Source organism: Microbacterium sp. cx-59 (assembly GCF_020805625.1).
Taxonomy (GTDB): Bacteria; Actinomycetota; Actinomycetes; order Actinomycetales; family Microbacteriaceae; genus Microbacterium.
The window spans coordinates 369,414-383,904 of record NZ_JAJHGO010000001.1; the positions used below are offsets into that span (position 1 = coordinate 369,414).

Annotated in this window: 14 protein-coding genes; 11 read left to right on the forward strand and 3 right to left on the reverse strand. The window is 68.7% G+C overall.

The features are described from left to right. Window positions 1-23: 23 nt before the first annotated feature. Together LMI96_RS01830 and LMI96_RS01835 are read right to left on the reverse strand one after the other, a co-directional pair. On the reverse strand, window positions 24-509 hold the full coding sequence (locus LMI96_RS01830; RefSeq protein WP_223720890.1) for a hypothetical protein: 486 nt from the start codon (window positions 507-509) through the stop codon (window positions 24-26). Between the two features lie 66 nt (window positions 510-575). Beyond that, window positions 576-833, reverse strand: a complete 258-nt coding sequence (locus LMI96_RS01835; protein WP_223720891.1) for a hypothetical protein — start codon at window positions 831-833, stop codon at window positions 576-578. Window positions 834-947: 114 nt separating this feature from the next. On the opposite strand from LMI96_RS01835, the gene otsA reads away from it, so the two are divergent. The 9 genes from otsA to serA all read left to right on the forward strand — a co-directional run bounded on the left by otsA (window position 948) and on the right by serA (window position 11,179). Then, window positions 948-2,360 carry an alpha,alpha-trehalose-phosphate synthase (UDP-forming) gene (otsA, locus tag LMI96_RS01840; protein ID WP_223720892.1) on the forward strand — a complete coding sequence of 471 codons (1,413 nt, stop codon included), beginning with the start codon at window positions 948-950 and terminating at the stop codon, window positions 2,358-2,360. After that, window positions 2,357-3,127: a trehalose-phosphatase gene (gene otsB / locus LMI96_RS01845; protein ID WP_228360293.1), complete on the forward strand. Its 771-nt coding sequence runs from the start codon at window positions 2,357-2,359 to the stop codon at window positions 3,125-3,127. The genes otsA and otsB overlap by 4 nt, the downstream gene beginning before the upstream one ends. 73 nt (window positions 3,128-3,200) lie before the next feature. Beyond that, the gene (ilvD, locus tag LMI96_RS01850; RefSeq protein WP_228360294.1) at window positions 3,201-4,907 is read left to right on the forward strand and encodes a dihydroxy-acid dehydratase; all 1,707 of its coding nucleotides are present in this window, start codon (window positions 3,201-3,203) and stop codon (window positions 4,905-4,907) included. Between the two features lie 45 nt (window positions 4,908-4,952). Then, entirely contained in the window at window positions 4,953-6,755 is a 1,803-nt protein-coding gene (locus LMI96_RS01855) for an acetolactate synthase large subunit (RefSeq protein ID WP_223720895.1), read from the forward strand. A 1-nt stretch (window position 6,756) separates the two neighbouring features. Continuing rightward, window positions 6,757-7,266, forward strand: a complete 510-nt coding sequence (gene ilvN / locus LMI96_RS01860; RefSeq protein WP_223720896.1) for an acetolactate synthase small subunit — start codon at window positions 6,757-6,759, stop codon at window positions 7,264-7,266. 86 nt (window positions 7,267-7,352) lie between these two features. Continuing rightward, window positions 7,353-8,378: a ketol-acid reductoisomerase gene (gene ilvC, locus LMI96_RS01865; RefSeq protein WP_223720897.1), complete on the forward strand. Its 1,026-nt coding sequence runs from the start codon at window positions 7,353-7,355 to the stop codon at window positions 8,376-8,378. Between the two features lie 128 nt (window positions 8,379-8,506). Then, window positions 8,507-9,082 (forward strand): DNA polymerase III subunit gamma/tau, encoded by a 576-nt coding sequence (locus tag LMI96_RS01870; protein WP_228360295.1) that lies wholly within the window; start codon window positions 8,507-8,509, stop codon window positions 9,080-9,082. Continuing rightward, on the forward strand, window positions 9,082-9,435 hold the full coding sequence (locus tag LMI96_RS01875) for a bacitracin resistance protein (RefSeq protein WP_228360296.1): 354 nt from the start codon (window positions 9,082-9,084) through the stop codon (window positions 9,433-9,435). Before LMI96_RS01870 ends, LMI96_RS01875 begins: the two co-directional genes overlap by 1 nt. A 139-nt stretch (window positions 9,436-9,574) precedes the next feature. Then, window positions 9,575-11,179 carry a phosphoglycerate dehydrogenase gene (gene serA, locus LMI96_RS01880; RefSeq protein WP_223720900.1) on the forward strand — a complete coding sequence of 535 codons (1,605 nt, stop codon included), beginning with the start codon at window positions 9,575-9,577 and terminating at the stop codon, window positions 11,177-11,179. A 58-nt stretch (window positions 11,180-11,237) separates the two neighbouring features. Here the strand turns inward: serA and LMI96_RS01885 are convergent, their stop codons facing one another. Next, a complete protein-coding gene (locus LMI96_RS01885; RefSeq protein WP_228360297.1) occupies window positions 11,238-11,783 on the reverse strand; it encodes a TetR/AcrR family transcriptional regulator in 546 nt (181 codons plus the stop codon). 64 nt (window positions 11,784-11,847) lie between these two features. On the opposite strand from LMI96_RS01885, the gene LMI96_RS01890 reads away from it, so the two are divergent. Together LMI96_RS01890 and LMI96_RS01895 are read left to right on the forward strand one after the other, a co-directional pair. Further along, window positions 11,848-13,380, forward strand: coding sequence for an MFS transporter (locus LMI96_RS01890; RefSeq protein WP_228360298.1), 1,533 nt, complete (start codon window positions 11,848-11,850; stop codon window positions 13,378-13,380). A gap of 50 nt (window positions 13,381-13,430) precedes the next feature. Further along, window positions 13,431-14,483 carry a 3-isopropylmalate dehydrogenase gene (locus LMI96_RS01895; RefSeq protein WP_228360299.1) on the forward strand — a complete coding sequence of 351 codons (1,053 nt, stop codon included), beginning with the start codon at window positions 13,431-13,433 and terminating at the stop codon, window positions 14,481-14,483. Window positions 14,484-14,491: the final 8 nt, after the last annotated feature.

A 14,491-nucleotide genomic window follows, 5' to 3' on the forward strand; every position in this document is an offset into this window, starting at 1 on the left:
GGCGGGCCGGACGAGTCTGCGATCTACTCGAACCAGGGCACGGAACTGAGCCGTTTCCTCTCGATCGCGGCTGCGATCGGGGTGATCGTCAGGTTGAGCCGCGGATCGCCGTCGATCTGCCGAAGAAGGACGCGGTGCCATCCCACGGGTGTCGTCAGACGAACGGCTGCGGGGCCGGTCGGTGACTCATCGTGGAACTGTGCCGCCATGGTCAGCTGCGTGTAGTCGGTCAGCCACAGCCCGCTGGCTGTGACTCTCACGATGCCGACGGCCTCGCGCAGCACCGGTGCCGTGATCGGTCGGTCGGTGACCGCCACCGCGGAGTCGGCATCGTCCGGTCCGGGATAGGCGATGAACAACGCCCCTTCGTTCATCTGGCCGGCGAAGTGTCCGAGGAGTTCATCGAGCCGCCAGTCCTCATCCACGAACCCCTTGTATGCGTCGGGGACGACGAGAACGAAGAACCCGTCTTCGTCTACGCGCAGGGATGCGGCTTCTTCGATGCTCATTCTCGGAACCGTAGCGGACCGTCGTGCAGACGCCCCGCCCGTCAGCGCGCCGACGCGACTCCAGGGTCAGCCGCGCAGGTGCTTCTTCAGCAGCTTCTTCTCTTCCGACCGCGTCAGCGGGGAGTCATCGGGGATGACGTGACCGCGGCCGGCGCGGAAGGTGTCGACGATCGAACCGATCGCGAGCGCGAGGGTGATGCCCCAGCTGAGCCAGGCGAGCGCCTGCCGCCAGGTGAAGCCCTCGTCGCTTCGGAGGCTGCGGAGGAGGGTCATTCCGCTCATCACAGAACTGAGGAGGCCCGAGCCGAAGAGGTACTTGCGCATGCGCCCACGCTACCGCGCGAGGGTAGCTGCGGACCGCGCTTGACGCCACCGACCCAGTCGTGGCACGGCCCGCTGTTAGCCTGAACGAACCCCCGCGAACCGAGGAGCTTCTGCGTGTCTCAGGCCGATTTCGTCGTCGTCGCCAACCGCCTTCCCGTCGATCGAGACGCGGATGGCGGATGGCGCACCTCTCCGGGCGGTCTGGTCACCGCGCTGGACCCCGTGATGCGAAAGAGCGAGGGCGCCTGGGTCGGGTGGCCCGGTCAGGCTGACCTGGAACTCGAGCCGTTCGACTTCGGCGGAACCCACCTCGTGCCCGTCTCGCTGTCGGCAGAAGACGTCGAGCTGTACTACGAGGGCTTCTCGAACGACACGATCTGGCCGCTTTATCACGACGTGATCGCCGCTCCGCGCTATCGCCGCGAGTGGTGGAACGCGTACGTGGCGGTCAACAAGCGATTCGCCGAAGCGGCTGCTGCGGCGGCGGCTGAGGGCGCTACCGTCTGGGTGCAGGACTACCAACTGCAGCTGGTGCCGAAGTTCCTCCGCGAATCGCGACCGGACCTCACGATCGGGTACTTCCACCACATCCCGTTCCCGGCATATGGGCTCTTCTCGCAACTGCCGTGGCGCCGGCAGGTACTCGAGGGGCTGCTGGGCGCCGACGTGATCGGCTTCCAGCGGGTCGCCGACGCGGGCAACTTCGCCCGCGCGGTCCGCCGCCAGCTGCGGTACGAGACGAAGGCGTCCGGCATCCGTGTTCCCGAGGAAGACGGCTCGACGCGCGTCGCCCTCGCCCGTGCGTTCCCGATCTCGATCGACGCGGAGTCGTACGTCGAGCTCGCGCAGCGCCCCGAGATCCAGGCCCGCGCGAAGGAGATCCGCGCCGAGCTCGGCAATCCGAAGCGCGTGCTGCTCGGCGTCGACCGCCTCGATTACACCAAGGGCATCCGTCACCGCATCAAGGCGTTCGGTGAGCTGCTGCAAGACGAGCGGGTCAGTGTCGAAGACGTCACTCTCGTGCAGGTCGCGAGCCCCAGCCGCGAGCGCGTCGAGGCCTACGTGCAGTTGCGTGACGAGATCGAACTCGCCGTCGGGCGCATCAACGGCGACTACGACACCATGGGCCACACCGCCATCCGGTACCTTCATCAGGCCTTTCCCCGCGAAGAGATGGTCGCGCTGTACCTCGCCGCCGACGTCATGCTCGTCACGGCGCTTCGCGACGGCATGAACCTCGTCGCCAAGGAGTACGTCGCGAGCCGCGTCGACAATCGCGGCGTGCTCGTGCTGAGCGAGTTCGCGGGGGCGGCCGATGAACTCGGTAGTGCGCTGCTGATCAACCCGCACGACATCCAGGGGCTGAAGGATTCGATCAGCCGCGCGATCGACATGCCCCCGGCCGAGCAGGGGCGGCGGATGCGGGCCCTCCGCCGCCGCGTGCGCGAGCACGACGTGGAGGACTGGTCGCAGGAGTTCCTGACCGCGCTCGCGGCGACGCGCACCAACCAGGGCATGAACGCATGACGACCGCCGAGCAGCTGGACCGCCTCGCCCGCACCGGGCACTTGCTGGTCGCGCTCGACTTCGACGGCACGCTCGCCCCGCTCGCGGACGAGCCGATGGCGGCGCGGATGCTGCCCGAATCCCGCGCGGCGCTGAACGCCCTCGCGGCGCTGCCCGAGACGACGGTGGCGTTCGTCTCGGGGCGGACGCTCCACGATCTCCGGATCGTGACGGAGGAGACGCCCGCATCCGTGTTCCTGCTCGCCGGGTCGCACGGTGCCGAGTTCGGCGATGATGAGCCCGCGGTCGGAGCGGATGCCGACGCGACCCGCCTGCGCGACGACCTGATCGCGGCCACGGGGGCTGCGGTCGACGGCATCGACGGCGCCTGGATCGAGCCCAAGGCGTTCGGACTCGGGCTGCACACGCGACTCGCGACCCGCGCCGACGCCGACGCCGCGGCGGAGGCCGTGGGTGCGATCGTCGCCGACCGCGCCCCGGACTGGCGACGCCGCGACGGGCACGACATCCTCGAGTACGCCTTCCGGCACGAGGGCAAGGACGGCGCCGTCGCGACGATGCGCGAGCGGGTCGGCGCGACGGCCGTGCTGTTCGCGGGCGATGACGTGACCGACGAAGACGCCCTGCGGAGCCTCGCGCCCGGCGATCTGGGCGTGCACGTCGGGGAGGGTCCGACCGCCGCGTCGGTGCAGGTGCCGGATGCGGCAGCCCTCGCGGTCCTGCTCGCCGACCTGGCCGAGCGGCGCGCGGCCGTGCGCACGCACTGAGTCGTCGCCACGTGCACCTCTGTGTGCCGTCACGACGGCGATCCCGGTGTGGTCGCGGGAATAGACTGCAACGGTGAGCCACCGCGACGAAGCCATCGATATCAAGCCCCGCAGTCGTGCCGTCACCGACGGCATCGAAGCGACCACGTCTCGCGGAATGCTCCGCGCGGTCGGCATGGGCGACGAGGACTGGGATAAGCCTCAGATCGGTATCGCCTCGAGCTGGAACGAGATCACGCCCTGCAACCTGAGCCTCGACCGGCTCGCGCAGGGGGCGAAAGAGGGCGTGCACTCGGGCGGCGGCTACCCGCTGCAGTTCGGCACGATCTCCGTCTCCGACGGCATCTCGATGGGCCACGAGGGCATGCACTTCTCACTCGTCTCGCGCGAGGTCATCGCCGACTCGGTCGAGACCGTCATGATGGCGGAGCGCCTCGACGGCAGTGTGCTGCTGGCGGGCTGCGACAAGTCGCTCCCCGGCATGCTGATGGCGGCCGCCCGCCTCGACCTGTCGAGCGTGTTCCTCTACGCCGGCTCGATCGCACCCGGCTGGGTCAAGCTCTCCGACGGAACGGAGAAGGAAGTCACGATCATCGACTCCTTCGAGGCCGTCGGCGCGTGCAAGGCCGGCACGATGAGCGAAGAAGACCTGAAGCGGATCGAATGCGCCATCGCACCCGGCGAGGGGGCCTGTGGCGGCATGTACACCGCCAACACGATGGCCTCCGTCGCTGAGGCGCTCGGCATGAGCCTGCCCGGCTCCGCGTCGCCGCCCTCGGCGGACCGCCGTCGCGACTACTTCGCACACCGCTCCGGCGAAGCCGTCGTGAACATGCTGCGCCTGGGCATCACCGCGCGGGACATCATGACCAAGAAGGCGTTCGAGAACGCGATCACGGTCGCGATGGCGCTGGGGGGTTCGACGAACGTCGTGCTGCACCTGCTGGCGATCGCTCACGAGGCCGAGGTCGAGCTCACCCTCGACGACTTCAACCGCATCGGCGACAACGTGCCGCACCTGGCCGACATGAAGCCCTTCGGACGATTCGTGATGGCCGACGTCGACCGCCACGGCGGCATCCCCGTTCTCATGAAGGCCCTCCTCGACGCCGGTCTCCTGCACGGCGACGCCCTCACCGTGACCGGCAAGACCGTCGCCGAGAACCTCGAAGCGCTGAACCCCGACCCGATCGACGGCACCGTGATCCGGACGCTCGACAACCCGATCCACGCGACCGGCGGAATCACCATCCTGAAGGGCACGTTCGCCCCCGAAGGCGCCGTCGTGAAGACCGCAGGGTTCGACGCATCCGTCTTCGAAGGACCGGCGAAGGTGTTCGAGCGCGAGCGCGGCGCCATGGACGCGCTCACCAACGGCGAGATCTCCGCGGGAGATGTCATCGTCATCCGTTACGAGGGCCCCAAGGGCGGCCCGGGAATGCGCGAGATGCTCGCCATCACCGCCGCCATCAAGGGCGCGGGCCTCGGAAAAGATGTATTACTCTTGACGGACGGACGATTCTCAGGCGGCACAACCGGCCTGTGCATCGGCCACATAGCACCCGAAGCGGTCGACGCTGGTCCGATCGCCTTCGTGCGCGATGGTGATCTGATACGGGTCGATATCGCGGCTCGCACTCTCGACCTACTCGTCGACGAGGCTGAGCTTGTCTCCCGCCGCTCTGGCTGGGAGCCGCTTCCCCCGCGCTATACCCGTGGCGTCCTGGCCAAGTACTCCAAGCTCGTGCACTCCGCCGCGGAGGGCGCGGTCACTGGATAGACCGGGCCCTCAGCCCCCATCCTCCCTGCAATGAGGTCGATCACCATGTCATCCGACACCACCGCGGCCGTTCCACGGCCGCCTGTCCGCTCCTCTTCGGCGCCCATCATGACGGGTGCCGAAGCCGTCGTCCGTTCGCTCGACCTGCTCGGCGTCACCGACGTCTTCGGTCTGCCGGGCGGCGCGATCATGCCCGTGTACGACCCGCTCATGGATGACGACGCGGTGCGCCACATCCTCGTGCGCCACGAACAGGGCGCCGGTCATGCCGCCGAGGGCTACGCCGCCGCATCCGGTCGCATCGGTGTCGCGATCGCAACGTCCGGTCCCGGTGCCACGAACCTGGTGACGGCGATCGCCGACGCCTACATGGACTCGGTGCCGCTCGTCTGCATCACCGGCCAGGTCTTCTCGACCCTCATGGGAACGGATGCGTTCCAGGAGGCCGACATCGTCGGCATCACGATGCCGATCACGAAGCACTCCTTCCTGGTCAAGCGTCCCGAAGACATCCCGGGCGCGATCGCCGCGGCGTTCGAGATCGCCGGCACGGGGCGCCCCGGTCCCGTCCTTGTGGACATCACGAAGGACGCCCAGCAGGCGTCGTCGCCGTTCGTCTGGCCGCCGAAGATCGACCTGCCCGGATACCGTCCGGTCACGAAGGCGCACGGCAAGCAGATCCAGGCGGCAGCCCAGCTGCTTGCCGAGGCGAAGAAGCCCGTTCTGTACGTGGGCGGCGGAGTGATCCGCGCGCACGCGTCCGACGAGCTGAAGGTGCTCGCCGAGGCGACCGGCGCGCCCGTCGTCACGACCCTCATGGCGCGCGGTGCCTTCCCCGACTCGCACGCGCAGCACCTCGGCATGCCGGGTATGCACGGCACCGTCCCCGCCGTCCTCGCACTGCAGGAGTCCGATCTGCTGATCGCGCTCGGCGCCCGCTTCGATGACCGCGTGACCGGCAAGGCGGCGCTGTTCGCCCCGAATGCCAAGGTGGTGCACGTCGACATCGACCCGGCCGAGATCTCGAAGATCCGGTTCGCGGACGTGCCGATCGTCGGAGACGTGCGCGACGTGCTCGTCGACCTCGAAGCCGCCTTCCGCGGTGCCATCGACGGCGCCCAGCCCGACATCTCGGAGTGGTGGTCCTACCTCGACGGTCTCCGCGAGGAGTTCCCCCTCGGCTACGCTCCGACGACCGATGGGCTCCTCGCTCCGCAGCACGTCATCCAGCGCATCGGCGAACTGACCGGACCGGAGGCGATCTACGCCTCGGGCGTCGGCCAGCATCAGATGTGGGCGGCGCAGTTCATCAAGTACGAGCGCCCGAACTCGTGGCTGAACTCCGGCGGCGCCGGCACCATGGGGTATGCCGTTCCGGCCGCGATGGGCGCGAAGGTCGCCGAACCCGACCGCGTGGTCTGGGCGATCGACGGTGACGGCTGCTTCCAGATGACGAACCAGGAGCTCGCGACCTGCGTCATCAACGAGATCCCGATCAAGGTCGCGATCATCAACAACTCCTCGCTCGGCATGGTGCGCCAGTGGCAGACGCTCTTCTACGACGGCCGCCACTCGAACACCGACCTGAACACCGGCCACGGCACCGCCCGCATCCCGGACTTCGTGAAGCTCGCCGAGGCGTACGGCTGCCTCGCCATCCGGGTCGAACGCGAAGACGAGATCGACGCGGCGATCGAGCTCGCGCTGGCGACCAACGATCGTCCGGTCATCATCGACTTCGTCGTCTCGGCGGACTCGATGGTCTGGCCGATGGTGCCACAGGGCGTCAGCAACAGTTACGTCCAGTACGCCCGCGAGCACGCGCCGACGTTCGATCAGGAGGCCTGAGATGACCAGTCACGTGCTGAGCCTCCTGGTCGAGGACAAGCCCGGTCTCCTGACCCGTGTCGCGGGGCTCTTCGCCCGGCGCGGCTTCAACATCGAGTCGCTCGCCGTGGGCGTCACCGAGGTGCCGGGTCTGTCTCGCATCACGGTCGTCGTCGACGTCGACGAACTTCCGCTCGAACAGGTGACCAAGCAGCTCAACAAGCTGATCAACGTCATCAAGATCGTGGAGCTCGACTTCTCCGCATCCGTCCAGCGCGAACACGTGCTGGTGAAGGTGAAGGCCGACAACTCGACCCGATCGAACGTGCTCGAGGTCGTGAACCTCTTCCGCGCCTCGGTCGTCGACTACGCCCCGGATGCGGTCGTCATCGAAGTCACGGGCGACAAGGGCAAGGTGGACGCACTCCTGCGTGCCCTCGAGCCCTTCGGCATCAAGGAGCTCGTGCAGTCGGGCCTGCTCGCGATGGGCCGCGGCGGCAAGAGCATCACCGAACGCGTGCTGCGCGGCTGATTCATTCCCGTCCACCGGATGCGGGTCGCACCGCTGATCCGCACCGGACAAACACACTCGGAAACGAAGGAAAGAGAAAGACGAACATGGCTGAGATCTTCTACGACCACGACGCCGACCTGTCGATCATCCAGAGCAAGAAGGTCGCGATCGTCGGCTACGGCTCGCAGGGTCACGCGCACGCGCAGAACCTTCGCGATTCGGGTGTCGAGGTCGCCATCGCGCTGAAGGACGGCTCGAAGTCCGCCGCGAAGGCGCAGGACGACGGGTTCCAGGTGCTGTCGGTCGCCGACGCCACCGAGTGGGCCGACGTCATCATGATCCTCGCGCCCGACCAGTACCAGCGTTCGATCTTCACTGACTCGATCAAGGACAAGCTGACCCCGGGCAAGGCCCTCGCGTTCGCGCACGGCTTCAACATCCGCTTCGGTTACATCGACGCTCCCGAGGGTGTCGACGTCATCCTCATCGCCCCGAAGGCACCGGGCCACACCGTGCGTCGCGAGTTCGTCGCCGGCCGCGGCATCCCCGACATCATCGCCGTCGAGCGCGATGCGTCGGGCCAGGCCTGGGACCTCGCGAAGTCGTACGCGAAGGCGATCGGCGGAACCCGTGCCGGCGTCATCAAGACGACCTTCACCGAAGAGACCGAGACCGACCTGTTCGGCGAGCAGGCCGTCCTGTGCGGTGGCGTTTCGCAGCTCGTCCAGTACGGCTTCGAGACCCTGACCGAGGCCGGCTACCAGCCGCAGATCGCCTACTTCGAGGTGCTGCACGAGCTGAAGCTCATCGTCGACCTCATGTGGGAGGGCGGCATCGCCAAGCAGCGCTGGTCGATCTCCGACACGGCAGAGTACGGCGACTACGTCTCGGGCCCGCGCGTCATCGACCCGCGCGTCAAGGAGAACATGCAGGCCGTGCTCGGCGACATCCAGTCGGGCGCGTTCGCGAAGCGCTTCATCGACGACCAGGATGCGGGAGCCCCCGAGTTCCTCGCCCTCCGCGAGAAGGCTGCCGGGCACCCGATCGAGGCCACCGGCAAGGAGCTGCGTTCGCTCTTCGCGTGGAAGCAGCAGGACGAGGACTACACCGAGGGTTCCGCCGCGCGCTGATCCCGACCGCTCTTCCGCCGAGCCACCCCCTTCCGCGCGACCGACCCCTTTCCGGGGCGGTCGGAAGGGGGTGGCTCGCGCAATGAGGGGTGGGTCGGGGCGGGGTTGCTCCGCGTACGCTGGGGGGCATGGCCCGACTTGACGATGACGCCCTGAGCTGGGGCGGCGACGACGACCCGACGCTCGACGTCGGTGTGCCCGCGACACCGCCGCCCACCGGACTCCCGAAGGGCTACACGGCGGTCGGACGGGGGAGTGAGGCCACCGTCTCGACCCCCGCGGGTGCGACTCCGGATGCGGACGCGACGCCCGGAACCGCCGCTGCCTCCGCACGCGCGGCCTCGGCAGGCGCGACCGCTGCAGGATCACCTGCCGTGTCAGCCGCTGCCGCCTCGCCCGCCGCCGGAGCGCCGGCCGGCAACGCGACGCTCGTCTCGCTCGGTGTGCTCGGCGGGATCTACCTGCTGCTGGCGGTCGGCTGGTTCATCGGCGGCTCGCGTCTTCAGTTCGTCGCGCAGCTCTTCCTGGACTCCACGGGGTACGTCGTGACCTGGGGTCTCGCTGTGCTCGCGCCGGTGATCTGGTTCGGCACGGTCTTCTTCCTCACCCGGGGCGGGCGCACATGGGTCCGGATGCTGCTTCTCATCGTGGGCGCGATCGTGTTGCTGCCCTGGCCGTTCCTTCTCGTGGGAGTGGGTGCCTGATGGCGCACACGACGTCCGACGCTCCGACCCGCCGCTCCGCCTTGCCGGTGTGGCTCGTCGCGACCATCGCCGGCGGCTTCGGCCTGTTCTACGCCTGGGCGGTGTGGACGGCGGTGTCGTTCCTCGCCCAGCAGGCGTCGGGTGTCGAAGGGCTCACCGGCTACGGGTGGTTCGTTCTCGTGCTGCCGGTGCTGTTCCCGATCCTCGCGTTCGCGGGCGCCTTCGCGCTCGGGTGGCGACGGCGGGTTCTCCCGTTCGTGCTGGTGATGCTGACGGGCCTCGCGCTCGTCGCCGTCTTCTGGCTCGACGTGCTGGCGTACGCATCCGTCAACACCTCGTTGTACGGCGGCTAACGGGCGTCACACGGTCCGAACCCTCGGGTGCGGGCCGTTAAGCTGGCCTTTCCGCCGTGCCTCCCTGTGGCGTGCGGCGGCCCGATCCACACCCTTCGTCGCGCCTGCCGCGACGTCCCGCACGCCTAAGGACACCGCCGTGACCAAGCCCGTCGTCCTCATCGCCGAAGAGCTCTCTCCCGCCACGATCGACGCGCTCGGTCCGGACTTCGAGATCCGTCAGGTGGACGGAGCAGATCGCTCAGTGCTCCTGCCGGCTCTTGCTGACGCCAGCGCGGTGCTGATCCGCTCGGCGACCAAGATGGACGCCGAAGCCATCGCGGCGGCGCCCGCGTTGAAGGTCATCGCCCGTGCGGGTGTCGGCCTCGACAACGTCGATATCAAGTCGGCGACCACGGCCGGTGTCATGGTCGTGAACGCGCCGACGTCGAACATCGTGTCGGCGGCCGAGCTCACGATCGGGCACATCCTGAGCCTCGCGCGCCGTATCCCGGCCGCGCACGCCTCGCTCGCCGCCGGTGCGTGGAAGCGCAGCTCGTTCACCGGAACCGAGCTGTTCGAGAAGACGGTCGGCATCATCGGGCTCGGCCGCATCGGCGCGCTCATCGCCGCGCGTCTTCAGGCGTTCGACATGCGCGTCGTCGCCTACGACCCTTACGTCACGAGCGCCCGCGCGCAGCAGCTCGGCGTCGAGCTGCTGACGCTCGACGAACTTCTCGCCCAAAGCGACTTCATCAGCATCCACATGCCGAAGACGCCCGAGACGACCGGCATGATCAGCACCGAGCAGTTACAGCGGATGAAGCCGACCGCGGTCATCGTGAACGTCGCCCGCGGCGGACTGATCGACGAAGAGGCGCTGTACACCGCGCTGACCACCGGTGAGATCGCCGGCGCCGGCCTCGACGTCTTCACGAGCGAGCCCCCCGCTCAGGGCGGCCCGGCGGCCAGGCTGCTCGACCTCCCGAACGTCGTCGTCACCCCGCACCTCGGCGCGTCGACCGAAGAGGCGCAGGAGAAGGCCGGTGTCTCGGTCGCGAAGTCGGTCAAGCTCGCTCTCGAGGGCGATCTGGTTCCGGATGCGGTCAACGTCGCCGGTGGTCTCATCGACCCGTTCGTCCGGCCCGGCATCGCGCTCGTCGAGATGCTCGGGCAGTTCTTCTCCGGGCTCGCCCAGGGTGCGCTCACGAACCTCGACATCGAGGTGCGCGGCGAGCTGGCTGGGTACGACGTCAGCGTCTACCGCCTCGCCGCGCTCAAGGGGATCCTCGCCAACATCGTCAGCGAGAGCGTCTCGTACGTGAACGCCCCGCTGTTCGCCGAGCAGCGCGGCATCGAGACCCGCCTGATCGTCGAGGCCGACAGCCCGCTGTACCGCAACATCACGATCCTGCGCGGAACGCTCTCCGACGGCACGGTGCTCACCGTGTCGGGCACTCTCGCCGGCACCCGGATGGTGCCGAAGATCGTCGACGTGAACGGGTACGAGATCGAGGTGCCGATCGAACGTCACCACGTCGTGATGCGCTACGCGGATCGCCCCGGGATCGTGGCGATCTACGGGCGTCTGCTCGGTGACGCGAACATCAACATCGCGGGTCTGCAGGTGGCTCACCCGGATGCCACGGGCCGCGCGCTCTCGGTGCTGACGGTCGACTCGCCCGTGCCCGACGCGCTGCTCGACGAGATCGGGGCGGCCGTGGGCGCCGACCTGTTCCGGCAGATCGCCATCACGGAGTCCTGACCACGGCGCTCTGAGAGCGGAGCTCTGGGAGCGGCGCGCTGCGGGCGGCGGGCGCCGGTCAGTCCTTGGTCGAGCGCTCGACCAAGGCGATCAGGGCGTCCATCGCGGGGCCCGTCGGGATGGGGCCGGTGAGGCCGCCGGTCTCGAGCGCGTTGTTGTAGTACAGCCCGTCGCTCACGAGCATCACCAGGTCGAGCGCGGTGTCGTCGGCCGTGTGCGGACGCAGGGCGTCCGCCCAGCGCCCCCGGATGGCGCGGAGCGCGGCTCCCGCGGCGGCGTGGCCGCCCTGCGCGAGCCGCGATGCGGCGATGAGTGCGCGGTCGAGCGGGTCGTCCGACATGACCGAGGTGCGTACGAAGTATGCCACCGGCCCGTCCGGGGCCACCGACATCCGCTCGATGTCGTCTTGCGCGAGCGCGTCGAGGCGTTCGATGAGCCCTGCCTCGAGCGCGTCCTTCGAGCCGAAGTGGTAGAGCAGGCCGCCTTTGGAGACGCCCGCCGCGCGTGCGGTGGCCTCCATCGTGGCGGCACGTTCGCCCTCGTCGATAAGCAGCGCTTCGAACGCGTCGAGCACCAGTTCGCGGGCGCGGGGTGGTCTGCTCATGGATCCGATCGTAACGACGGGGGAGGGCGGATGTCTGTTACTATACCAGCTGGACGGTATACAAATGATGACACTCACTGAAGAACTCGACCTCGCACAGGCCCACGGACGACGGGTCGGCTGGCGCGGCTGGACCGCGCTCGCGGTGCTGATGCTGCCCGTGCTGCTCGTATCGGTCGACAACACGGTGCTGAGCTTCGCCCTGCCCGAGATCGCGTTGCAACTGCAGCCGACGAGCGCACAGCAGCTCTGGATCATCGACGCGTATCCGCTCGTGCTCGCGGGGCTCCTCGTGACCATGGGGACGCTCGGCGACCGCTTCGGTCGGCGCCGGATGCTGCTCATCGGCGCGACCGGCTTCGCCACGGTCTCGGCCCTCGCCGCCTTCGCTCCGTCGGCAGAACTGCTGATCGCGGGCCGCGCCCTCATGGGTGTCTTCGGCGCCATGCTCATGCCGTCGACCCTGTCGCTGCTGCGGAGCATCTTCACCGACCGTGATCAGCGCCGACTGGCGATCGCCGTCTGGGCGTCCATGTTCTCCGCGGGCTCCGCGCTCGGTCCGATCGTCGGTGGACTGCTGCTCGAGCACTTCGCGTGGGGATCCGTCTTCCTTCTCGCGGTGCCGGTGCTCGTGCCACTGCTGATCTTCGCGCCGCTTCTCGTGCCCGAGAGCCGCGATCCGAAGCCCGGCCGGATCGACCCGATCAGCATCGTGCTCTCGATGGCCACGATGGTGCCGATCGTCTACGCGATCAAGGAACTCGCCGTTCACGGCCCGACGCCGATCATCGGCGTGCTGTTCGCCGCGGGCGTCGCGTTCGGTGTGGTCTTCGTGCGCCGGCAGCTGCGCGTCGCGAACCCGATGCTCGACATGCGTCTGTTCCAGCGCGGATCGTTCAGCGGCGCGCTCGCGGTCAACCTCCTGAGCATCATGGCGCTCGTCGGGTTCCTTTACTTCGTCGCGCAGCATCTGCAGCTGATCATCGGTCTGTCGCCCCTCCAGGCGGGCCTCGCGCTCGTGCCGGGACTCGCGGCGATGATCGTCGCGGGACTCGTGGTGGTTCCGATCTCGAAGCGCCTCTCGCCGCGGGTGGTCATCCCGGGGGCGCTGGTGTTCTCGTTCGCGGGGTACATCATCATCGCCCTCTCGACCGATCCGAACGCCGTGGGCGTCCTCGCCGCCGCATTCGTCTCTCTCGGCATCGGTATCGGCATGGCCGAGACCGTGTCGAACGAGCTGATCCTCTCGAGCGCCCCGCCCGCGAAGGCCGGCGCGGCCAGTGCAGTGTCGGAGACGGCGTACGAGGTCGGTGCGGTGCTCGGCACATCCGTGCTCGGCGGACTCCTGACCGCGCTCTACCGGTCGAACCTGCAGCTGCCGGCGGGCATGCCGGCGGATGCGGCGACCGCCGCCCGCGAGACCCTCGCGGGCGCGATGGCCGCGGCCGATCGGCTCGAGCCGGCGACGGGCGAGGCACTGCGCAGCGCCGCGGCGCACGCCTTCGACACGGGAGTGGGCGCGACGTCGCTCATCGGCTCGGGTCTCGTGATCGTGGCGGCCGTCATCGCGGCCACTACGCTGGGACGAACCCGCTGAACTCCGCGCGGTGCGTCTGCGCGCCGGCGGCATCGTGATCAAGGAGTGCCATGTCGCGCGTCGTGAAGCTCGCCGTCATCCCCGGTGACGGCATCGGTCCGGAGGTCGTCGCCGAAGCCGAGAAGGTTCTCGACGCGGTGACCGCCGCATCCGAGGTCTCGTTCGAGAAGACGCGCTTCTCGCTCGGTGTCGGGCGATACCTCGAGACCGGCGACACCCTGACGGACGAGGATCTCACCGCGATCGCGGGCCACGATGCGATCCTGCTCGGAGCGGTCGGCGGCGTGCCCGGCGATCCCCGACTGAAGAACGCGAACATCGAACGCGGACTCCTGCTGAAGCTGCGGTTCTCGCTTGATCACTACGTGAACCTGCGCCCGTCGAAGCTCTACGCGGGTGCACCCGGGCCGCTCGCCGCGCCCGGCGAGATCGACTTCGTGGTCGTCCGCGAGGGCACCGAGGGCCCCTACGTCGGCAACGGCGGCGCGATCCGCGTCGGCACCCCGCACGAGATCGCGAACGAGACCTCGGTGAACACCGCCTTCGGCGTCGAGCGCGTCGTGCGTTTCGCGTTCGCGCAGGCCGAGCGTCGGCGCAAGAAGCTGACCCTCGTGCACAAGACCAACGTGCTCGTGCACGCCGGTGGGATCTGGAAGCGCATCGTCGACGAGGTGGCCGCCGAGCACCCGGAGGTCGCCGTAGACTACCTGCACGTCGACGCGGCAACGATCTTCCTGGTCACGAACCCGGGCCGCTTCGACGTGATCGTCACCGACAACCTCTTCGGTGACATCCTGACCGACCTGGCTGGCGCCGTCACCGGTGGCATCGGCCTCGCCGCATCCGGCAACATCAACCCGGACGGCGCGTTCCCGTCGATGTTCGAGCCCGTGCACGGTTCGGCGCCCGACATCGCCGGCCAGCAAAAGGCCGATCCCACCGCCGCGATCCTGTCCGTTGCGCTGCTGCTCGATCACCTCGGGCTGCAGAGCCAGTCCGCTCGCGTCACCCGCGCCGTGGAAGAGGACATCGCGACCCGCGGCGCCCACGCGCGCCCCACCGCAGAGATCGGCGACGCGATCGCTCAGCGCGTCCAGGCGTAGCCTGGATC